Source organism: Paraburkholderia sp. A1BS-2L (genome assembly GCF_051125205.1).
GTDB lineage: Bacteria > Pseudomonadota > Gammaproteobacteria > Burkholderiales > Burkholderiaceae > Paraburkholderia.
In genome coordinates this window covers 655918-675854 of sequence record NZ_CP120430.1, presented here as the reverse complement: position 1 = coordinate 675854, position 19937 = coordinate 655918, and the positions used below count along the sequence as shown (strand labels likewise).

At 61.9% G+C, this 19937-nt stretch carries 18 protein-coding genes and 1 pseudogene; 12 read left to right on the top strand and 7 right to left on the bottom strand.

Translation table 11 applies throughout. The features are described 5' to 3' along the window. Positions 1-35: 35 nt before the first annotated feature. On the bottom strand, positions 36-1004 hold the full coding sequence (locus tag P5W98_RS27605) for a cation diffusion facilitator family transporter (RefSeq protein WP_421027897.1): 969 nt from the start codon (positions 1002-1004) through the stop codon (positions 36-38). 278 nt (positions 1005-1282) lie between these two features. After that, positions 1283-1495, bottom strand: a complete 213-nt coding sequence (locus tag P5W98_RS27600) for a CsbD family protein (protein ID WP_421027896.1) — start codon at positions 1493-1495, stop codon at positions 1283-1285. A 314-nt stretch (positions 1496-1809) separates the two neighbouring features. Between P5W98_RS27600 and ligD the strand changes: the two genes are divergently transcribed. The 5 genes from ligD (at position 1810) to P5W98_RS27575 (ending at position 8058) form a co-directional block, all read left to right on the top strand. Next, entirely contained in the window at positions 1810-4542 is a 2733-nt protein-coding gene (gene ligD, locus P5W98_RS27595) for a DNA ligase D (RefSeq protein WP_421027895.1), read from the top strand. Between the two features lie 143 nt (positions 4543-4685). Continuing rightward, positions 4686-5771, top strand: a complete 1086-nt coding sequence (locus P5W98_RS27590) for an extracellular catalytic domain type 1 short-chain-length polyhydroxyalkanoate depolymerase (protein ID WP_421028046.1) — start codon at positions 4686-4688, stop codon at positions 5769-5771. Between the two features lie 162 nt (positions 5772-5933). Next, complete coding sequence (locus P5W98_RS27585) at positions 5934-6224, top strand: hypothetical protein (protein WP_421028045.1); 291 nt, start codon at positions 5934-5936, stop codon at positions 6222-6224. 323 nt (positions 6225-6547) lie between these two features. After that, positions 6548-6709, top strand: a complete 162-nt coding sequence (locus P5W98_RS27580) for a DUF1328 domain-containing protein (protein ID WP_421027894.1) — start codon at positions 6548-6550, stop codon at positions 6707-6709. 77 nt (positions 6710-6786) lie between these two features. Continuing rightward, on the top strand, positions 6787-8058 hold the full coding sequence (locus P5W98_RS27575; RefSeq protein ID WP_421027893.1) for an NRAMP family divalent metal transporter: 1272 nt from the start codon (positions 6787-6789) through the stop codon (positions 8056-8058). Positions 8059-8060: 2 nt separating this feature from the next. Here the strand turns inward: P5W98_RS27575 and P5W98_RS27570 are convergent, their stop codons facing one another. The 3 genes from P5W98_RS27570 to P5W98_RS27560 form a co-directional block, all read right to left on the bottom strand. Next, positions 8061-9356 (bottom strand): NRAMP family divalent metal transporter, encoded by a 1296-nt coding sequence (locus tag P5W98_RS27570; RefSeq protein WP_421027892.1) that lies wholly within the window; start codon positions 9354-9356, stop codon positions 8061-8063. A gap of 138 nt (positions 9357-9494) precedes the next feature. Then, positions 9495-11024 (bottom strand): CHAD domain-containing protein, encoded by a 1530-nt coding sequence (locus P5W98_RS27565; RefSeq protein ID WP_421027891.1) that lies wholly within the window; start codon positions 11022-11024, stop codon positions 9495-9497. 115 nt (positions 11025-11139) lie between these two features. Then, entirely contained in the window at positions 11140-11556 is a 417-nt protein-coding gene (locus P5W98_RS27560; protein WP_434718537.1) for an NUDIX hydrolase, read from the bottom strand. Positions 11557-12038: 482 nt separating this feature from the next. On the opposite strand from P5W98_RS27560, the gene P5W98_RS27555 reads away from it, so the two are divergent. Next, positions 12039-12299: a hypothetical protein gene (locus P5W98_RS27555; protein WP_421027889.1), complete on the top strand. Its 261-nt coding sequence runs from the start codon at positions 12039-12041 to the stop codon at positions 12297-12299. A gap of 194 nt (positions 12300-12493) precedes the next feature. Here P5W98_RS27555 and P5W98_RS27550 read toward each other — a convergent pair whose 3' ends face one another. Together P5W98_RS27550 and P5W98_RS27545 are read right to left on the bottom strand one after the other, a co-directional pair. Then, on the bottom strand, positions 12494-12682 hold the full coding sequence (locus tag P5W98_RS27550; protein ID WP_421027888.1) for a hypothetical protein: 189 nt from the start codon (positions 12680-12682) through the stop codon (positions 12494-12496). A gap of 856 nt (positions 12683-13538) precedes the next feature. Beyond that, positions 13539-14024, bottom strand: a complete 486-nt coding sequence (locus P5W98_RS27545) for a winged helix DNA-binding protein (RefSeq protein WP_421027887.1) — start codon at positions 14022-14024, stop codon at positions 13539-13541. Between the two features lie 170 nt (positions 14025-14194). Here P5W98_RS27545 and P5W98_RS27540 point away from each other — a divergent pair, with 170 nt between their 5' ends. From P5W98_RS27540 to P5W98_RS27515, 6 genes and pseudogenes are all read left to right on the top strand, one after another. Beyond that, the gene (locus P5W98_RS27540) at positions 14195-15310 is read left to right on the top strand and encodes an LLM class flavin-dependent oxidoreductase (protein ID WP_421027886.1); all 1116 of its coding nucleotides are present in this window, start codon (positions 14195-14197) and stop codon (positions 15308-15310) included. Further along, entirely contained in the window at positions 15300-15836 is a 537-nt protein-coding gene (locus P5W98_RS27535) for a flavin reductase family protein (protein WP_421027885.1), read from the top strand. Before P5W98_RS27540 ends, P5W98_RS27535 begins: the two co-directional genes overlap by 11 nt. Before the next feature lie 107 nt (positions 15837-15943). Beyond that, entirely contained in the window at positions 15944-17059 is a 1116-nt protein-coding gene (locus tag P5W98_RS27530; protein WP_421027884.1) for a porin, read from the top strand. 202 nt (positions 17060-17261) lie between these two features. Beyond that, positions 17262-17489: pseudogene (locus P5W98_RS27525) on the top strand (glycogen/starch/alpha-glucan phosphorylase); the annotation flags it as partial. A gap of 346 nt (positions 17490-17835) precedes the next feature. Further along, entirely contained in the window at positions 17836-19563 is a 1728-nt protein-coding gene (locus P5W98_RS27520) for a methanol/ethanol family PQQ-dependent dehydrogenase (protein ID WP_421027883.1), read from the top strand. 52 nt (positions 19564-19615) lie between these two features. Further along, the gene (locus P5W98_RS27515; protein WP_421027882.1) at positions 19616-19930 is read left to right on the top strand and encodes a high-potential iron-sulfur protein; all 315 of its coding nucleotides are present in this window, start codon (positions 19616-19618) and stop codon (positions 19928-19930) included. Positions 19931-19937: the final 7 nt, after the last annotated feature.

The window sequence follows — 19937 nt, the reverse complement described above, 5'->3', positions numbered from 1 at the left end:
CGCGCCTGCGTTGCGCCACCTGTATTTCGTTGCCCTTAAAGAGGATGCTCGCCCGGCTTGCTCAGTTCGGGCTCGAAGAAAATCCAGCGCGCGGGCGCAAAGGCGGCCTGCAAGTCAGTTTCGATCCGGTCGATGGTGCGCACGAGGTCATCGGCGCTATGGTGTGCAACAAGCCGGGCCTGCACGGCCACCACGAAGCTGTCCGACCAGCGCAGTACAACCAGGCTCACGATATGCTCGATCTCGGGACGCGCTTCGAGCCATGCGCGAATGGCCTTGCGATCGCGGAGCCCAGCGGACTCGCCGACAATCTGCGACTTGATCTCACGCATGGAGACGATGGCCACCACCATCATTACGGTGCCCACGCCAATGCTGCCGAGCACATCGAACACGGGGCGGCCGGTGAGCGCCGCGAGCCCCGTGCCGGCGAGCGAGACGAGCACGCTGACGAGCGCGGCGGCATCCTCCCCAATCGAAAGCATGACTTCGAGCTCGCCGGTCTCGCGAAACCACCGCCACAGCCCACCGGCGCGCCGTTTCGTGTCGATCGAGCGAATCGCGGCACGCAAGGCGCTGCCCTCCACAATGGCCGACACGGCGAGCACGGCGATGGCGACGGGCACATGCTGAAGGCCGGCGTGCCGCCATAGCCGCCAGACGCCAATGCCCACAGAACCGAGTCCGCCGACGATGAAGAACTGGAGCGCGACGAGCATTGCGTAGAAATGGGTTTCACGCCCGAAGCCGAGCGGATGCTGTTCATCCGCGTCGCCAACGGCCGCGCGGCGGCCGACGATCAGCAGGATCTGATTCATGCAATCCGCGCTGGAGTGGACTGCCTCGGCAAGCGTCGCGCTGGAGTTCGTCCATGCCGCGGCGGCGAACTTGCCGAGCGCCACGACAACATTTGAAGCGAGCGCATAGTAGACGGCGCGGGGGATGGCGCCGGACGCAGTGTGGGCCGTCGCCCGGTGATCGGCGCTTGCCTTTGCTCGCGTCATCGTCTGATCCTCGCTGGCACCCTCCGAAACGCAGTGGCGCAAGCCCCGAACCCGCGCTGCCCCGGCAGACTCCGCTGCAAGAACAGGATCCCGAAACGAAGTTGCGATACCAAGGCGAGCCGCTGCAGTTCGATGGCGCGAATCTGCTGATGCAATTCGTGGCTGAGGCGGACGGGACGCCGCTCGACTGAAGCATCACCGCCGAAGCGCGGAAAGGCCATGTCGGTGCGTGCGAGCACCTTTGCGGTACCCGCGCGCCTCGTTGCAACCGTTGCTGGCTAGCGGTCCTTGTCTTGATCGTCGCTGGAGGCATCCCTTGCTGCATCTCTTGCGGCGTCCTTCATGTCGCCTGCCTTCTTCTGTACCTCACCGGCTCCCTGCTGGAGGTCGCCTTTGAGTTCCCGGGACTTGTCGCCAGTGACTTTTCCAGTGACTTCATTCGCTTTGCCTTTGAGCTTTTCAGCTTCGCCTTTCACATGCTCTTTGTTCATGATGATTCTCCATTTGTTTGCGCTGAATGCGCGCGGTCTTGGCGCAACGACCGTTCCTGATCGAGCGTTGGAGGAGGTCCGTATGGTATGGGCACACCCGGGTGGCCTAGCGCGGGCGCGCCCGCTTGGAGCCCGCGCGACGCCCGGGCACGACGGGCACGACGGGCATTGCACTTGCGTGAGCGTAGCGTCAACGCACAAGTGTCAACGCACAAGTAGCCCGGGCGGCGAACGCGCCGCACAAGCGCACCGGAACTCGAGTGGCATGCGGCTCGAGGCCGCCGCGCGAACACGCATCAAAAAAGGGGAGTGGTATGAAACGAAAGCTTGATGCCTATGAATCGAAACGTCGCTTCGAAGTGACGCCGGAGCCGCGTGGCCGTGCGGCACGAGGGCGTGGACGCGCGAACGAGAGCGAAGGATCGTTCGTGATCCAGCGGCACGATGCGCGGCGGTTGCATTACGACTTTCGCCTTGAGTTGGACGGCACGCTCAAGTCATGGGCGGTGCCAAAGGGGCCGAGCCTCGACCCTGGCGTGAAGCGGCTTGCCGTGCACGTCGAGGATCATCCCATGGAGTACGGCAAGTTCGAGGGACGCATTCCCGAGGGTAGCTATGGCGCGGGCGAGGTGGCGATCTGGGATCACGGCGTATGGCGGCCCGAGGGCGGCATGCGCGCCGCGCGCGATGGCTATGCGCAGGGCAAGCTCAAGTTCACGCTCGACGGCGAAAAGCTGCACGGTGGCTTTACGCTCGTGCGCAGCGCGATGCACGACGGCAAGCAGGAAACGTGGTTGCTCATCAAGCAGCGTGACGATGAGGCCGTGAGCGAAGACGATTTCCATGTGGTCGACGACGAGCCGGCTGCGGAGCCGTCGCGCGAGCGCGCGGGAACCGGTGGGTCGAAACAGCGCTCAGCGGATAGCGAGGTAGCCGGCACGCAAGCCGAAGCCCGCGTCGCGAGCGCTGCCAGGCCGCGCCGCGCGAGCTCGCGAAAGAGCGTACGCGGCGAAGCTCCAGCGGAGATGCAAGGCGCCGTGCGCGCCGAGCTGCCCGCCACGCTCGCCCCGGAACTGGCGACGCCAGCCGACGCGCCGCCGGAGGGCAATGATTGGTTATACGAACTAAAGTTCGACGGATACCGCGTGCTCGCGCGAATCGATCGTAAGGCGCGCGGCGAGGGCGATGTGCGCATCCTGACGCGCACCGGCAATGACTGGACCGCGAAATTCCCGCGCCAGGTCGAAGCGCTGCGCGCGCTCGATATTGACTCGGCTTGGATTGACGGCGAGGCCGTGGTGCTGGACGATGCGGGCGTGCCCGACTTTCAGGCGTTGCAGAACGCTTTCGATGCGGGCAGGGCCGACACCATTGCGTTCTGGCTATTCGACTTGCCTTGGCTCGATGGGATGGATCTGCGTGCCGTGCCGCTGGAGGCGCGCCGGGCGAAACTCGCCGCCTTGCTGGCCCGCAAGCCCCAGGAGGCCTTGCGTTTTTCCGAAGCATTCGAAGGTGCGCCCCAGGCGTTGCTCGAAGCCGCTTGCGAAGCGAATCTCGAAGGCCTCGTCGCCAAGCGGCGCGATAGCCAATACACCTCCAGGCGCAGCGCGGCGTGGCTCAAGCTGCGCTGCTCACGACGCCAGGAATTCGTTATCGGCGGTTATACGGAGCCTCAGGGCAGCCGCGACGGCTTTGGTGCACTGTTGATCGGCGTGTATGACGACAAGGGCACATTGCAGTACTCGGGCAAGGTCGGCACGGGTTTCGACGCCAGCCGGCTCAAGGCAATGGCGGGCGAGCTGGCCGCGCGCGAGCGCAAGACCTCGCCTTTCGCCGCCGTGCCTGCCGCCGATCGCCGCGCTTGCGTGCACTGGGTAGAGCCCGAACTCGTGGCCGAAGTGCGTTTCAAGACGTGGACGAGCGCTGGCGTCGTGCGTCAGGCGTCGTTCGTCGGCCTGCGCGAGGACAAGCCCGCGCAGAGCATCGTGCGCGAATCGCAGCCGCCGCCCGTGCGACGCAACCAGAGCGAGAGCGCAAGCAAACACAAGGTCAGAACACAGAACCCGAACAACGGCCGGACGGCGAAGGCTGAGAGCACGTCCAAAGCCAGCGGGCCAGCCCCGCATGCCCGGCGCCGTGCAAAGGTGGGCGATACCGAAGTGGCAGGCGTTCGCGTGAGCCATCCCGATCGCGTGATCGATTCGAAAAGCGGCCTCACAAAGCTCGATCTGGTTCAGTACTTCGAGGCGATTTCGCCCTGGCTGCTGCCACATCTCGCACGGCGTCCCGTCGCGCTCGCACGCGCACCCAAGGGCGTGGGCGGGGAGCTGTTCTTTCAGAAGCACGCGAACGCCTTGCAGATTGCGCAGGCCACCCAGCATGCCGATCTGGATCCCGGTCACGCTCCGCTCTTGACGCTCGACTCGACTGAGGCGCTCGTGGGGGCCGCGCAGATGGATACCATCGAGCTGCACACGTGGAACGCGCTCGTGACGAACATCGAAAAGCCCGATCGCATCGTCTTCGACCTCGACCCCGATCCCTCGCTGCCGTGGACGCGCATGCTCGAAGCGGCGCGGCTCACGCGCGATTTGCTGGACGCGCTCGGTCTGCGTGCGTGGTGCAAGACGAGCGGCGGCAAAGGGCTGCACGTGGTCGTGCCGCTGGCGCGCCATGCGGGCTGGGACGAAGCGAAAGACTTCGCGCGGGCTGTGGCGGACCATATCGCCGCGACGCTTCCTGAGCGCTTTAGCGCGAAGATGGGCGCGCAAAACCGCAGAGGGCGCGTGTTCGTCGATTATTTGCGCAATGGGCGCGGCGCGACGACTGCCGCCGCGTTTGCGCCGCGCGCGCGGCCTGGCCTCGGCGTTTCGGTGCCCGTGGCCTGGGACGAGCTGCAGGCCGTGACGAGCGGCGACCAATGGAACGTAGCGAATGTGCGTGAACGGCTCGATAGCCTGCGTGAGGACCCATGGCGCGACTACGCAAAGGCGCGCCAGCGTATTACGGCGGCGATGTGGCGACAGTTGGGGAAGGCAAAGGAGTAAGAGCGCGATAGACGAGCCGGCACAGCAAATGCGCCCTGCGCATGCGCCGGATTGCGCCGGGCGGCTTTGGTCACGTGGCGGAAATCCAGCAGGCCGAGAATACCAACCTTAACGCCGAATTGAATGGCTTACTGCGCTTGCTCATGCCAAGGAAAAAGACCGGAGTCTGGCTCAGATGCCTCGAGCTGCTTTTCAGCCCAACGGGCGCACGACAGAAGAGGAAAACGCTCGCGCGCAAGCCGACGACGGCCAGACCCACCCGTACGCCCGCGCCGAAGCGTACCAACGAACGCCATCCTGGCCGCCCACTTGTGGCGCGCACGCCGGGGCGGTGGGTGCGCTCGTTTCACTCCGCGCCCGCGTTGCCCGGTCGGCTCGTCAATCACCTGACGTACGCGTTATATCTGCCAGCCGCAGTGACATCCTGGGCGGACATACCCCTCGTGGTCATGTTGCATGGCTGCAAGCAAACCGCGGAGTCGTTTGCTGCCGGCACACGCATTTGCAGGGTCGCAGAGCGCGCCGGATTCGCCGTGCTCATTCCCGAGCAGGCAAAGACCGCGCACGCACACCGTTGCTGGCACTGGCACGAGAGTCTGGCGCATTCCGAGGCGCCTGCCGTTGCGTCGCTCGTCGAAGAGATTGTTGAGGCGCACGGCTTCGACCGCGAACGCATCTATCTCGCGGGGATTTCGGCAGGAGCGGGCCTCGCGGCGTTGCTCGCAGTTCATTATCCAGAGCGCTTTGCCGCCGTTGGCCTGCATTCAGGCCCGGTGTTTGGCGCCGCGAATTCCGCCATGACCGCCATGCGCGTCATGCGTGACGGCAGCCGCGAAGATCCCCTGCGTCTCTTGGAGGCGGCTGTGGATCTGGCCCACCATCCGGGCATGCCGGCCATTATTGTCCATGGGGAGCTTGATGCGGTTGTCTCGAAGCGCAACGCCGCGCAGCTCGCCGTCGAATTCGCGCGGCTCAACCGGCTGATCGATGCACAAGGCGCCATGCGCGTCGGCGAGCGACGGACATACAGCCGCGATGCGGTCGAGTACACCGATTATCTGGGGGCGGGGCGGCTCGTCGTTAGAGTCTGCATCGTTCGGGGTCTGGGCCATGCGTGGAGCGGCGGCGACCCACGCGAAGCGTTTCATTCTGGCAAAGGTCCCGACGCAACGGCGATGCTGTGGAATTTTTTTCGGCGCCAGCGGCGGTCGGTGAAGCGACTGCCATAACGTCTCGTTGGGGTGTGGCGCTCAGCGTGAGACGACGGCTGTGTGTTTTGACGGTCCCGGAGAGGGGCATCACGGGCACTACTCGTCGTGCCCGCTACGGCGTTTGTCATTCATCGTGGGTACGGGCGGTGCGCAACATGGGGTGTTTGAGGAGGGTACATGATGAAACCTATGATGAATGCAACGCACACGATTTTGATGGCACTTCTGGCAGGCATGGCACTCGTCACGGCAGACGCGGCCTTCGCGCAAGTCTATGTCACGCCGCAACCACAGCCGCGGTACGAAGAGCCGGCTCCCGCCCCGGCGCCTGGCGTGGCGATCACGCTTGGGTGGCACGGCGACCGCTATTGGGACGGCCACCGCTATTGGGAGCATGACGAATGGATGCACCGTCATCCCCATGAGTATGACCCGCGAGGCGATCGTGAGCACGAAGACCGCGACCGCTAATAGCACGCCTGAGGCGAGGGGCAGCGCGCCTGTCTGCCTTGCGCGACAGGCGCGTTCTTCTCGCTAAAACACTCGTCTACGCGATGAATCTCCACTGCCGTCGAACTCGTCGAACGATGGCGTCTAACTGGTCGGCAACCTGCGCGATGATTCTGTCGCGCTGACTTTGTCGCGCTGACTTTGTCGTATTGACGCAATGCGCGCTTCGAGGCACGGCCGTTGCGTAACACGAGGCGTGACCATGTGGAGCGTGGGTCCGTGCGACGTGGCGGAAGGTTTCCTCGGCCAGTTGCGCCGCAGCCCGCGCCATTCAGGAGTTGACAATGCTTTATTACGCCCTCGTGTTTTTCATCATCGCCGTGATCGCCGCCTTCTTCGGGTTTGGCGGCATCGCTGTCGGAGCAGCGAGCATCGCCAAAATCCTGTTCTTTATCTTCGTCGTCCTCTTCGTTGTGAGTCTGCTGTTTGGCGCTTTACGGCGTTAATGGCGTCTCTGAAGCGGGGCGAACGATGCAATTGCCTCATGAAAACCCGCGGAGTCCGTTGGCCGAGAGGCCACTCGTTGAAACACGGAGACCGCCCGGCACATGCATGGGCGGTCGACATGCGTCCGGGGCTCGCCACCACCGGAACCGACAATGACCCGAGCGGCATTCTGACTTACTCCCTCGCCGGTGCGCAATATGGATTCGACCTGCTGTGGATATGCGTGCTCTCGTACCCGTCGATGGTTGCGCTTCAATTGATCGCGACGCGCGTTGCAGCGGTGACTGGCAAAGGCCTCACGGAAAACATGCGTGAGCACTATTCACGTTGGCTATTTCTGCTCGCGGTTGGGCGCTTTCTTTTGGCGAATACGCTGAACATGGCCGCAGACATGCTGGCGATGGGCGAAGGCGCGCAGCAGATTTTTCGCGGCCCGGTGGCACTTCTTACGCTCGCATTCGCCGGCGCATCACTTGCGCTCCAATGGTGGGTGCCGTACGCGCGCTACGCAGGCGTCGTAAAGTGGCTTTGTATCGCCTTGTTCTGCTATGCAGGCACGCTGCTTGTGGCCGACGTGCAGTGGCGGGTGGCGGGATGGCACGCGTTGGTGCCGGACGTGACATTATCGGAAGGCTTTCTGGGAATGCTGGTAGCCGTACTCGGTACAACCGTCAGTCCCTATCTGCTGTTCTCGCAGGCCGAAGAGGAAGTCGAGGAACGGGGAGACGATGCTTCGCAAGCCAACGTCGATCGTGCGCAATCGCGTGAAGAGCCGCGCCAGTTACAAGGAAAGCGCCATGAAACGCTGATTCGCACACTGCTGTCGAATGGGGCAGGCGCACTCATTCTGTGCGCTTCGGCAGCAACGTTGCACGCGCAGCACATGCAGGTCAATTCGGTTAGCGACGCAGCGAAAGCGATTCTTCCTCTTGCGCATGGATTTGCCGCGCAGGTCCTCGGTCTTGCGCTCCTGGGCACGGCGCTTCTCGCGCTACCACCGCTGGCCGGTTCGGCGGCGCACGCAGCGGCGAGTTCGTTCGGCTTGGCCCGGGGCAAACGACGCGACCGCCGCATCGCCGTCGTGCTGCTCGTCCTCATGGCAATGAGCGCCGCCACCGCCCTGCTCTTTGGGGCACTCGGCGTGGATGCGGTGAAGGCCTGTTACTGGAGTGCGTTGACCAATGGCATGACAGTGACGCCGGTGCTCATTCTGCTCGTCCTTTTGAGCCGTCACCCAGAAGCCGTCGGCACGTTGAAATTTCATTGGTTCGTGCGCGCATTGAGTTGGTTGGCGGTCGTTGCTGCGGGAGCAGCGTTGACCGCGCATACGATATTGCCGTTTCTCTAACGCTATGCGGGAACGAACATACCGATCGCTGCCAGGGCCATGAACGCAGTCGCTGTCCAGCCTCCAACTTTCAGGAGCCCTGAAATGGCAAATTTGCCCATCATGCGACGACTGGTCCCCATCAGCATGACGACGATCATAACGGGTACGGCGGCAAGACCATTGATGACGGCGCTCCAGTAAAGCGCCTTTACCGGGTCGAGGTGCAAGAACGTAATCGCTACGCCGCCCAGGATGGCCAGGACAATGACGGAATAGAACTCGCGTGCCAGCGTGAGATGCAGGGACAGGCTGCCGCGCCACCTGAACGCGCCCGCCGCGCCGTAGGCCGCGGAACCGGCAAGCACGGGCAGCGCGAGCAGCCCGGTTCCCACGATGCCCGCGGCAAATACGAACGCAGCGAAACGACCGGCGATGGGCGTAAGGGCTTTCGCCGCGTCTGCGGAAGTCTGAATAGAGACGTGGTGAACATGCAGCGTGGCTGCCGCGGTCAACATGATGAAAAAGCCCACGCCATTTGAAACACCCATACCGATCCATGTGTCTGCCGTAATCCTGTCGAGCTGCCGGTATGCACGGAACGAAGAGACCCAGCGCAGCGAATGTTCGCCCGGCTTCGATCGGAGCTCCTCGACTTCCTGTGAAGCTTGCCAGAAAAAAAGGTAAGGGCTGATCGTGGTCCCGAGTACGGCGACAATGGTGGTGAGATATTTGCCAGACAGCTGCGCACGCGGGTGAACCACGGAAAGCGCGACTTGCGCCCAGTCGACAGGCACAACGAACGCAACCGCGACGTACGTAAAGAGCACGATGGTCAGCCATTTCAGAAAGCGGGCGTAGCTTTCATAGGGCAGGCAGATCTGGACTATCGCGGAAAATGCGCCCAGCGCCACTGTGTACAGTTGCTCCGGGCCGTGCACCAGCAAATGGATGGCCGCACCCATGGCTGCCAGGTCCGCGGCGATGTTGATCGTATTGGCAATTGCTAGAAGCAGCACGAGAACGATCACGATCCAGCGTGGACCGAAGGCGCGCATGTTGGAAGCAAGCCCTCTGCCGGTCACCCGTCCGATTCGCGCGCTGATCATCTGAATGGCGACCATCAGCGGATACGTCAGCAGCAGCGTCCATAGCAATGAGAGACCAAATTTCGCGCCGGCCTGCGAGTAGGTCCCGATTCCGCTCGGGTCGTCGTCGGCACCGCCCGTTACGAGTCCGGGTCCGAGGCGGGACAGCCAGGATCGTTCCGTTCGATCCGTTACGGCGGCTTCTGGTTCAAGCTTTTGATTGTCGGCCACGAAAGTTTCCTGCAACGCGCGGGATGCGATGTTGCCGGGAACGCGCAAGTCCCGTGCCGCGCCCGAATATATTGTCATGAGCTAGGCACGCTGCTTTGGCAAGGTCCTGACAGTATCGTAATCTGGCGCGTCGCCGGCTCAATGCGGAGGAGAACAGTGTCTGAAACGCTTCCACAGCTTTTTCATTGTCCGATGATCGGCTGCGACGCGCGAGGCGAGAAAGCCCCGTGCGAAGGAGGCGCCCGGCGCCGTTTCAGGTGACGTTTGAGGGAGTGCCTTCAGAAGCCGATCGGCAACGACGGCGTCGTTTCGCCAACCCAGATCATCCTGGAGCGCGGTTAGCGCTTCAACATAATGTTGGACGGACCGCCTCGCGCACAGTGACGCGAAGAACTCGGTGGCATACCGAACTTTCTTTGCCGCGATGCGGGCGCGGTGGCGATGGTGAGCGTCGAGGCCGGCCAGACCTTTGCCGCGGCGAATCAGTTTACTGTGACGACGGCGCAGGACATTCGCGGCGAATTGTCTTGCTGGACGGCTGATTGCTTCGCGCTGTTCGTCGGACATTTCAACTCTCCAGCTTCCTCGCTGCAACCACAATGCGAGTTGAAGCGCGAGTCGCGTGTAGCGAACCGACTCGACTGCAGCGGCCGCCCGTTGCCGGTTGCTGGCGGCGATCTGCGCGCATGCCTCGCGCACGGGCAGAATCTCGTCCGGAGTCGTGTTTGCGCCGGCATGTTCGAGCGTCGACCCCGCGAGTACCTCCCAGTCCCGCGCAGCGCCGAGTTCAGCGGCAATCCAGCGCAATTCATCGTCAAGTCCGGGAGGCGCGGGAATGACTTTTCCAAACAGACCAAGCGCCGAGCGCAAACGGCGAAGCCCCACGCGCATCTGATGAACGCTCGACGGCCCATGGCCGGAGACGACACCGCGCTCGTTGGCGGCGACCTGATCCAGACAATTGCGCGCGATGGTGCAGAAGGCGTCTTCGACAGAGTCTCGCTTGTTCAGCTGCACCGGCTGCGCCTTCACGGCCGCGCAGTGCTCAGTGAGGAGCAGGCCGTAGCCGATGTCAGCCTTGCTGAAATGGTCGATACGCAAGGGCACAGATTCGAGCAGTTCCAGTGCGACCTGGTACAGGCTCTCTGGCTTACCCCGCTTCAGCTCAAGTTCCACCGCTGCGATCGGCTCAGAAGCCGACTGCGCTTCGATGGTTCCCTCGTCGAGCGCCACCTCAAGTTCGTCGCCAGACGACAAGCGCAGCGGATAGACTGAGCGCCTGATCCGGGTGACAAACACGGGGTTTAGCTGTGCGACAGTCGCGTCGTCGCGAACCAGCCTGCCGCAGTCACTATCGTCAGGGATGCGATCCCGAAGCAACTTGAGATCGGGGACGTTGCTCTCGACGGGTGTTTCGAACTCGTCCCTGTCGAAAAGGCCCGCCCGCGCCGACCCTTCCCGCTTCAATGTCTGGAACCTGTCGTTGCCGTCGGTCCGCACGCGCAAAGAAGCCTTGCAGCTATGAAATTCAAGCGAAGGCGTATCGAAATAGGTAGTCGTCAACAACCGGGGGCGCCTGGCCGCTCCCTCGTGCTGCTTACCTGGCGGGTGACGACGCAACGCCACAAGGTCCTCATTGGATACCCGCAACTTCAGCTCGCGCTCCATGGTGCCTCCCCTACGAACGACGGCCCGATGGCGACAGTGCAATGACGCGACATGGGTGCTTGAACGCAGTTTTCAGATAGTGCGCGAAGCGGGCCTGCCGCCGCTGCGCGGGCGGTCATAGCAGCCGTGCGCGAGCGTTTGCGGCAGCGTGCTCCATGAGAAGAGCCACGATTTCGCGCGTCGGCACGCTCACCGCCAGCGCGCCGACCATGGTCGGGCGAACCCAGCGACAATGCACAATTTCGTGGGCGGGCTGTGGCGTCGTATCGACTGGCACATCGAGAACGAATACGTGATGCCGTTTGCTGAAGCCCACAAACTCGAATTCATACCGTAGCAATTCTCCGACAATCAATGTTTCTTCCAGCAGCTCCCGCTTCGCCGCATGCAGTGGGCCCTCGTGCCGCTTTACCGTCCCGCCGGGGAGTGACCAGCGAGAGCGCCCGCGCGTCACGAGCAGTACCCTGCCATCATTTCGGCACACGATCGTCGCGCGGCTTCTCATGGCTGAAAATTGTCTGGTGACCTTCATTAACAGGCGGGTACGAACCTTCCGTCCCGCATTCTCCCGCATTCGTTACCCCGGCAGCGCCGCCGGATGGAACACGAACCCAATCGCAATTCCCGCGCCTGAAGCCGCACCATCACCTCGACAGTCGCCATCGATGAGAACGGACTCATGTCGGTCGTTGTCGCCAAAATTCAGTGACCTGCAAAGTCAATAATTTGGATATCTAAATCTTATTTTTGAGAGCCAAATTTCCTCGAACTGACAAGTAACATTTTCTTTTCTCAGATGAAACTCTTTTCGCAAATCTGGCGGGCCGCATTTATTGATTGCATCGCCCATCCCATCGTGCACAACGACAGTTTCAGCGACATGCGGGACGGCCCGGATTGCCGCGTTGCCGTCCACCATTTACGATCAGATCACCTCGCTAGCGTCGCCTATTCCGATTGACACCGCGAGAGCAAAGCTTAATGAATTTCACCAGTGATGATTGGAGCAGACGAATGAACGAACTGGCTGGTGACATGCTGGCGACCGTCCTGAACATCGACGCGGAAATCAGGGTCCGCACGAACCGTCTGGCTGAAATGGAGCGCAGCGCTCAAGAGGGAATGGACCCATGGCTGGATGAAGCGCAAGCTATTTTGCTTGCGGACGTGGCGCGGTTGAAAGCGCGCCGCGAAGAGCAGTTGCGCAAGCTCGAAGCGCTGGTTGCTTGCCGACCGGCCAGACGGTCAACAAGCAAGCACGTGCTTTTTGGCTGACTGGTTGGAGTTGGGCGTCGCTTGTCCAGGTGCGGCGGCGTTCAACTGTTTGCCGCCATGCGTACGCGCGCGCCATTAAATAGTCAAACAATGGGCGCACGCGGTCAGCCGCGGGATAAGAGATTTCCTTGACCGAGTCCGGGCACACGATCGCTCGCTCAACCGGCCCGGCCGGCACTCGCCCATTAACGTTTTCACGTCATGGCGTGGAGCAGGGTTTCACCATCATGCGTCACACGCGGGCGGTGCACGCCAGACGCGAGTTTCTCGAGTGCGACAACCTGCTGCTCAAGCAGCGTGTCGAGTTCTTCGCGGTCCAGGCCGATCTGGTCGGGCGACGCTTTGACCAGCATGAGCGTCGCAAATTCGTGAGGGCTCAACATTGCTGTCTCCTTTGTGCTTCTGATAATTTTTTTGCCGCTTTCTATCGGTCAGTCCTGCACGGGAGGGCGATACGGTCAGTGTTGCCTTCGACTAGAGTTCGCTCCGGTCCTGAGCGGGTGTTCGGGCATGGACCTGCCGCTGCCCGCGTCCAGCTCCGTGGTGTGGGCACACGCGAGAGGAAGCGGGGTAACCGTCATCTCCAGCGCAGAACTGGCGAGCATCGCGATGACATTTTCGGTGCACTGGGGCCCGGCAACGGAAATATCGATTGTCATTGACTCGACGCCGGTCTTGCGATCGACGCTCACACTCTAGCGCCGAACTTTGGCGCCGCTTTTCGCCAGCGATTGCCATATCGGAATGACCTGCAGCTTGCCCTTGGCGGCGTGGATCGAAAGCCTTTGTATGACCATTCTGGTATCCATTTTTGACGACTACCTCAGCCGGGAAAAGAAGAATACGCAGGGAATATTAAAAAGTCATGCCCGGGAGCCTGTCCGTATAGGCAGAGTTATGGACGCGCAACCGCCGGAGCGCAGCAGTGCGTCTTCTACATCGGCCCGAGTTCGTCGCCAGGCCAATGCCTCGCCAAGTCATTCAGCAGTGGGCCCAGTTCTTCGCGATCCCGAAAGCGCTTGTTCGGCTTCAGCGATGTCCCGAGCGGTGGCGCCGGAAGCCAGCGTCGAGGCGACTGGGTGGCAGCCGGTGTTTTCCCTGAGATGAAATCGGTTGCAGCCAAAAAAAGGCTGAACTACGATTCAATCAAATAGAAATTCGATGTGAAATTCTATGTAAAGCGGCCTGGACACCGGAGGGTCCGGTGCGCCTCGTGATTTCGGCCGGGATGCGATGGCATTAGCGTCTCCGATGGAAGGTGGCGACTTCACGCGTGGCGGATTCGTAGACACGTTCCATCTGTTCGAGGCAGGCGGTAGCCTGCTCGGCAGCGGACTGGATGCCCGCGGCCGCCTTGGCCATCTTGAGGAGCACCGCCTCACGCAACCGTGCGTACTCTTCGCACACGCGTGCACCTTCTGCAGTGCTCACGTAGTACACGCCAGTGCGCGCCGTTCCGGATTTTTCGACGAGTCCGGCCTTGATCAGCTTGCGTAGTTCGTACTGCATATTAGCTACGTCCTGCCGGTTGGTCATATGCAGCAGATCGCGAATGGTCTTTGGCCGTTCGTGCATATGGATGACGTGCACCAGTGCGTTCTCCAGGCCGCTCAACGTGGTGCCGGTGACCGCGGCCATGCACTCGGACTGCCAGCGCGAGAACGACTGGTTCAGACGCATCACGGCGTATTCGAGGTCGGTGATCTCGACGCCGAAGTCGTCCATCGCGAGGTGCCATCGATGTTCGGCAGCGTCGGTCTTTTTTGTGGTTCTGCGTGAATGTTCGGTCATTGCGGAATCGCGCGGTTGCGGCCTATGCCGTCGACTGGGTTGAGAGAGTGGGGCGCCGCGAGGCAGCCCGTCATGTAAACAAATTTTACTGCGCCAGGACTGACATGAGACGAATTCTGAACACGAAGGATTTCATTCTGGGGACGTTTGCGACGAACTGCTCGGGCGGGATGTCGGTGACGAAGATCGGGGAGCGCTGGGCCAACTCGTGGGAGAACAACGAAAAGCTCGCGCTCATGCTGGACGAGGCCGGTATCGACTTCATGCTGCCCATCGCGCGCTGGATTGGCTACGGCGGGGAGACGGACTTCCACGGCTCGGTGCTGGAGACCATGACGTGGGCCGCGGGCCTGCTCGCGAAAACGCGCCATCTCACCGTATTCGCGACGATTCACACGGCGGCGAACCATCCGGTCGTGGTTGCCAAGCAGATCGCGACGCTCGACCAGATTGGCAGCGGACGCGCCGGCCTGAACATCGTCGCGGGCTGGAACCGCCCCGAGTACGAAGCGCTCGGCCTGCCGCTCGCGACAGGCCACGACAAGCGCTATGCGTATGCGCAGGAGTGGTTCGACGTCGTGCAGAAAATCTGGACGCACGACGGCCCCTTCAACTGGAACGGCGAAAATTTCCAGCTGAAGAACGTCTATGGGCTGCCGCGCCCGTGGAACGGCGAACGCCCGCCGATCCTGAACGCGGCCGGTTCAGGCGAAGGGCGCGATTTCGCGATCGGCAACGCGAATTTCCTGTTTACGCCGGCGATCGATCTGGATCGTTCGCGCACGGAGATCGCCGAGCTAACGCAGAAAGCCGTCACTGCGGGTAAGGACGTCAACGTGCTGACGTTCTCGCACGTAGTCTGCCGCCCGACCGAGGAGGAAGCGCGCCAGTATCTCCACTATTTTGCGCAGGACAACGCGGACTGGGGGGCGGTCGATAACCTGGTTGCACTGCAGTTCGCGAATGCACAATCGTTCCCGCATGATCTGCTCGCGCTGATTCGCGACCGGATGGCCGCAGGGCACGGTGGCTTCCCGCTCGTGGGCACGCCCCAGCAGGTGGCGGCGGGGTTGATCTCGCTCGCCGAAGCCGGTTTCAAGGGCACGACGCTGTCGTTCGTGGATTATGTGAAGGAGTTCCCGTACTTCCGCGATACGGTGTTGCCGATCCTCGAGGCACATGGGCTGCGCAGCCCGCGGGAGCGTAGCCATGCAGCCTGAAGCCATCGATGACATCGGCGCGCTAAGCCGCTGCTTCGTGCAGGCGATGCGCGGTTTCGCGGGCGCGGTCTGCGTGGTGACCGTCGCGGACGCAGAAGTGCGCAGCGGCTTTACCGCCACTTCCGTATCGTCGTTTTCGGCTCAGCCGCCCATGGTGGTGGCCTCGCTGAAAGCGACCAGTTCTTCGGCCGCACTGCTCGAACGTACGCGACGCTTCGGCGTGAACCTGCTGCGCACCGAGCAGCGTGCGATCGCTGAGCGCTTCGCCGGATTTTGCGGCGAACAGGGCGAGGCGCGCTACGGCGACGACCAATGGGTGCACGCGATACCGGACGGCGCACCGCTGCTGGCGAATAGCGTGGTCGCTATGGATTGCGAGGTGGAGGAGTTGATCGTACGCCACGGGCACCTGCTTATCATCGGCCGCGTGCGCGCGGTGAATCGCGACGAGTCCACGCCTTGTCCTCTCGTCTACTGGCAGGGGCGTTACACCGCGCTCGCTGACCAACTGGCGGCAGCGGGCTGACTTCCCTCATTCGGGGAGATCCTGGCACATTTGTTCGTATCAACTGTGCGACGATGCCGGGCTGGTACTAAGCATGACGAATCATTGATGAAAATTGGAGATTGTCGATGGGGAGGAAGTACGGGAAATGCGCGCTCGCTGCGCTGATTGGCCTTGCAGCACCGGTCGCCCACGCGCAAAGCAGCGTCACGATCTTCGGCTTGCTGGACGCCGGCGTGTCGTATATCAGCAATCAGGGTGGTAAATCGAACGGGCAGATGGCGGATGGCATTGCGGTGCCGAACATCTTCGGAATGGAGGGGACAGAGGATCTGGGCGGCGGCCTCAAGGCAAAGTTCCGTCTCGTCAACCAGTTCTCGCTCGGCAACGGCTCGATCATCGCCTCGCCCAGCAACAGCTCGATGACGAGCGGCGGTCTCTTTGCCCGCGAAGCATGGACTGGCCTCGCGAGCGACCGTTACGGCAGCCTGACAATGGGTCGCCAGCAGGACTTCATGGTCGATACCTTGCTCGCAGACGTCGGTGCGGATTCGGCGCTATACGTGGGCGGCCTGTACAACTTCCGTGACGGTCCGTTCTCCGGCCTGAATCTGCCGGATTCGCCGCCAAACGAAGCCTATAACTTCGATCATATGAACGGCGCCGAAGCGTTGTCGAATTCGGTGAAATACACGTCGGCGAACTTTAGCGGACTCAAGTTCGGCGGTATGTACGCGTTCGGCGGGACTGCCGGCAATTTCAGTCAGAACAGCGCGTCGAGTTACGGCGTGAGCTATGCGAGGGGGGCGCTCGCCGTGGGGGCCGCCTATACGAATGTCAAGTACGCGGTGCTCGAAGGCGGGAGTATCCGCAACTGGGGGGCGGGCGCGCGCTACTCGATCGGCGGCGCGCTGTTGACTCTGCTCTATACCAATACGCGCAACACACAAAATGGTGCGGCCGTCAACATGGTCGAGGCGGGCGGCACGTATCGCGTAACACCGGCATTCGGGCTGGGGGCGAACTACATGTACATGTGGGGCAACGCGGGCGTCGACAACAATCACGCGCATCAAATCAATGCCGTGGCTCAGTACAGTTTGTCGAAGCGCACGACGGTCTATGCCGAGACGTCGTATCAGATCGCCAACGCCGGGGCGACCGCGGCCATCGACGGCACGTTCGGCCCGTCCAGCAGCAATTATCAGTTTGTGGGGCGGGTCGGGATCCAGACGAGGTTCTGACCAGTTGGATGAGCACCGCCCGCCGTGTGTGCGGGGGGCGGTGGAGCAGCCTGAACGTGGCGATCCCGCTGTTGCTCGCGAAACTCGTGCTGCTCAGCCCACAGAAGATGGACGCGCATGGCTGCCAGTCCGCTCATGGAAGCGTGATACACGGTCGAAATCTGCTGCTCTCTAACCCTCAGGAAGTTCGAGCCGACAACCCGGCTTTCGCGTCGATACGTGCAACACGCTGCGCCTGTGGAAGAGCGAAGCTATCGAGTCCTTCGACCTGCAGGATTTCAACGCCGGCGACTACTACCAGGCCGTACAGGACAAGGTGATCTCCGAAACACCGTGCTGGGTGCCGTACCCGAATGACGAGCCCGTTTCGCGTTTCGCCCTCATGTTCACCACGCAACTGAACGATACGCATCCTGCCATAAGCCGCGCTGCGCGAACAGGTTCCCGGCGGCGCCGCCAATCACTCAGCATTCCTCTATAAAAATCGTTGTCGATGCCTGTCTGACGAACCCTGCAGGCCGTGTTCGGTCCGTATCGTTCGCTGTCCTGGCTGGTGACATGTCCGTTGCCCGGTTGTGGCGAAACGCAACAAATTTCGTGTTGACTGTTGCATGCGCGAGGTGCTGACAAAAATGTCCCAAACCCTTGTCCAGCAAGGATATCGACATGTTGGCATGTGGTTTGCTTTGTAGCTGCGGTACCAGGCCACAGCCCTTCCGGGCGTGAGGTGTTCCTGCGTTTATCGAGCGGTCATGCAAATTCACATGGAGACAATGATGAGAGAACGTGTAGCGTCGGCATTCCGAATGAGATCATGGGGGATAGGGCTTGCCGCAGTGGCCATGCTCAGTGGCGGCATGGCGCGCGCGGCCGCCGACTATCCGCCCGTCACCTTCGGCAGGCTGTCCAGCGCGCAGGGCGATCCGGGCTGGCTGACTTATTACCGCACCTATGACGGTCAATCGCATTCGCCTCTAAAGCAGATAACTGCGTCGAACGTAGCAAATCTGAAGCAGGCGTGGGCCTACAAATTCCCTGACGACCTGAAACAGGGCTTCGAAGCAACCCCGATCGTCAACGGCGATTATCTATTTGTTAGCACGCCAAAGGACAACGTCTACGCTTTCAACGCGAAAACTGGCGAGCAGTTTTGGAAGTTCGAGCCGAAGCTCGGACCGGAGTCGTTCAAGACGGCCTGTTGCGATGTGGTCAACCGCGGCGTCGCGCTGTATGGAAAGAACGTCTATGTCGCGATGCTCAGCGGCGAAGTGGCCGCGATCGACGCGCAGACCGGCAATCTGGTCTGGAAGAAGCAGATGTTCGAGCCTGGTCTCGGTTACGCGTTTTCGCTCGCGCCGCTCGCGCTGAATGGCTCGATCGTGGTCGGCACATCGGGGGGCGAGTACGGCATTCGCGGCTATATCGCGGCGCTGAACCCCGAGGATGGTTCGATCCAATGGAAGCGCAATACGATTCCGGGCAAGGGAGAGAAGGGCAGCGAAACCTGGCCCGAAGGCATGCAGGATCATGGTGGCGGCGCGGCCTGGCTGACCGGCACCTACGACGTCTCCTCGAACACGCTGTACTGGGGCGTGGGCAACCCCGGCCCGTGGCTGGCCGCACTGCGTCCCGGCGACAATCTGTACTCCGATTCGCTGCTCGCGCTCAACCCGTCGAATGGTTCGATCAAGTGGCACTACCAGTTCACGCGTAACGACACGTGGGACTACGACGGCGTCAACACGCCGATCCTCGCGAAGATCACCTATCAGGGCAAACACTACGACGCGATCGTGCACGCCGACCGCAATGGCTTCTTCCACGCGATCGATCGCACGACCGGCAAGCTGATCTATGCCAAGGCCTTCGTCAAGACGGAATCCGTCACCGGCTACACGAAGGATGGTCAACCGATCGCCGACGCGAGCAAGTATCCGAAGGCCGGTACGACTATCGAAACCTGCCCGAGTTTTCTGGGCGGCAAGAACTGGTGGTCAGTGTCGTATGACCCGAGCCGTCATATCGCCGTGGTGCCGACCCTGCACGCCTGCATGAGCCTGTCGGGCAAATCGGTAAGCTACATGGAGGGCCTGCCGTATCTCGGCGAAGGCTTCGAGATCAAGCCGGAACCGGGCAGCGAGGGTTACGGTGAACTGCAGGCAATCGACGTGAATACCGGCAAGAAGCTCTGGAGTCACTGGACCAGGATGCCCTGGAATGGCGGCGTGGCCACCACGTCAAGCGGTCTGGCTTTCAGTGGTTCGCTCGACGGCCACCTGTATGCGTTCGACACCGCTACCGGCAAGATCCTTTGGACCAGCCCGCAGTTGGCGAGCGGCATCATCGCGCAGCCATCAGTCTTCGAGGTTGACGGTAAGGAATACGTAGCAGTACTGGCAGGATACGGCGGTGCCAATCCGATCTGGGGCGGACCGATGGCCGACGTCGCCAAGGATGTTCCGCGCGGCGGCACGCTCTACGTATTCGCATTGGCGCAGGACTGATTCAGGCCTGTGCGGCCTCTCACGAATTCATCTTCATAACGAGCACTACATCATGGTCTCCCAAGCACGCAGAACTTTCATGATCCACACCGTGGGCCTGTGCGCGGCGCTCGCCGTGGCGCAACGCGCACAGGCGGGTGCGCCGCCCGTCGACGAGAACGACCCGGCAGCCAAGGGCCTTGGCTATCGCGCCAAGGCCAGCACAGTCGACGCTGCACACTTTCCCAAGTATCAGGCGGGCCAGAAGTGTGCGAACTGCCGGTTCTACACTGGCGCGGCGAACGAGCCCTCAGGGCCGTGCCCGATGTTCCCGGGTAAGGCCGTTTCCGCGGACGGCTGGTGCAACGTTTATGCAAAGCGCGCCTGAGCAGCAC

What these genes read in the sequence shown, in the direction of transcription:
- P5W98_RS27555 (WP_421027889.1), top strand. Translation starts at nt 12,039, where the DNA reads ATGAACGAACTGGCTGGTGACATGCTGGCGACCGTCCTGAACATCGAC.
- P5W98_RS27545 (WP_421027887.1), bottom strand. Translation starts at nt 14,024, where the DNA reads ATGGACGACTTCGGCGTCGAGATCACCGACCTCGAATACGCCGTGATG.
- P5W98_RS27585 (WP_421028045.1), top strand. Translation starts at nt 5,934, where the DNA reads ATGAAACCTATGATGAATGCAACGCACACGATTTTGATGGCACTTCTG.
- P5W98_RS27540 (WP_421027886.1), top strand. Translation starts at nt 14,195, where the DNA reads ATGAGACGAATTCTGAACACGAAGGATTTCATTCTGGGGACGTTTGCG.
- P5W98_RS27530 (WP_421027884.1), top strand. Translation starts at nt 15,944, where the DNA reads ATGGGGAGGAAGTACGGGAAATGCGCGCTCGCTGCGCTGATTGGCCTT.
- P5W98_RS27565 (WP_421027891.1), bottom strand. Translation starts at nt 11,024, where the DNA reads ATGGAGCGCGAGCTGAAGTTGCGGGTATCCAATGAGGACCTTGTGGCG.
- P5W98_RS27535 (WP_421027885.1), top strand. Translation starts at nt 15,300, where the DNA reads ATGCAGCCTGAAGCCATCGATGACATCGGCGCGCTAAGCCGCTGCTTC.
- P5W98_RS27605 (WP_421027897.1), bottom strand. Translation starts at nt 1,004, where the DNA reads ATGACGCGAGCAAAGGCAAGCGCCGATCACCGGGCGACGGCCCACACT.
- P5W98_RS27560 (WP_434718537.1), bottom strand. Translation starts at nt 11,556, where the DNA reads ATGAAGGTCACCAGACAATTTTCAGCCATGAGAAGCCGCGCGACGATC.
- P5W98_RS27515 (WP_421027882.1), top strand. Translation starts at nt 19,616, where the DNA reads ATGGTCTCCCAAGCACGCAGAACTTTCATGATCCACACCGTGGGCCTG.
- P5W98_RS27600 (WP_421027896.1), bottom strand. Translation starts at nt 1,495, where the DNA reads ATGAACAAAGAGCATGTGAAAGGCGAAGCTGAAAAGCTCAAAGGCAAA.
- P5W98_RS27520 (WP_421027883.1), top strand. Translation starts at nt 17,836, where the DNA reads ATGAGAGAACGTGTAGCGTCGGCATTCCGAATGAGATCATGGGGGATA.
- ligD (WP_421027895.1), top strand. Translation starts at nt 1,810, where the DNA reads ATGAAACGAAAGCTTGATGCCTATGAATCGAAACGTCGCTTCGAAGTG.
- P5W98_RS27590 (WP_421028046.1), top strand. Translation starts at nt 4,686, where the DNA reads ATGCCAAGGAAAAAGACCGGAGTCTGGCTCAGATGCCTCGAGCTGCTT.
- P5W98_RS27550 (WP_421027888.1), bottom strand. Translation starts at nt 12,682, where the DNA reads ATGTTGAGCCCTCACGAATTTGCGACGCTCATGCTGGTCAAAGCGTCG.
- P5W98_RS27580 (WP_421027894.1), top strand. Translation starts at nt 6,548, where the DNA reads ATGCTTTATTACGCCCTCGTGTTTTTCATCATCGCCGTGATCGCCGCC.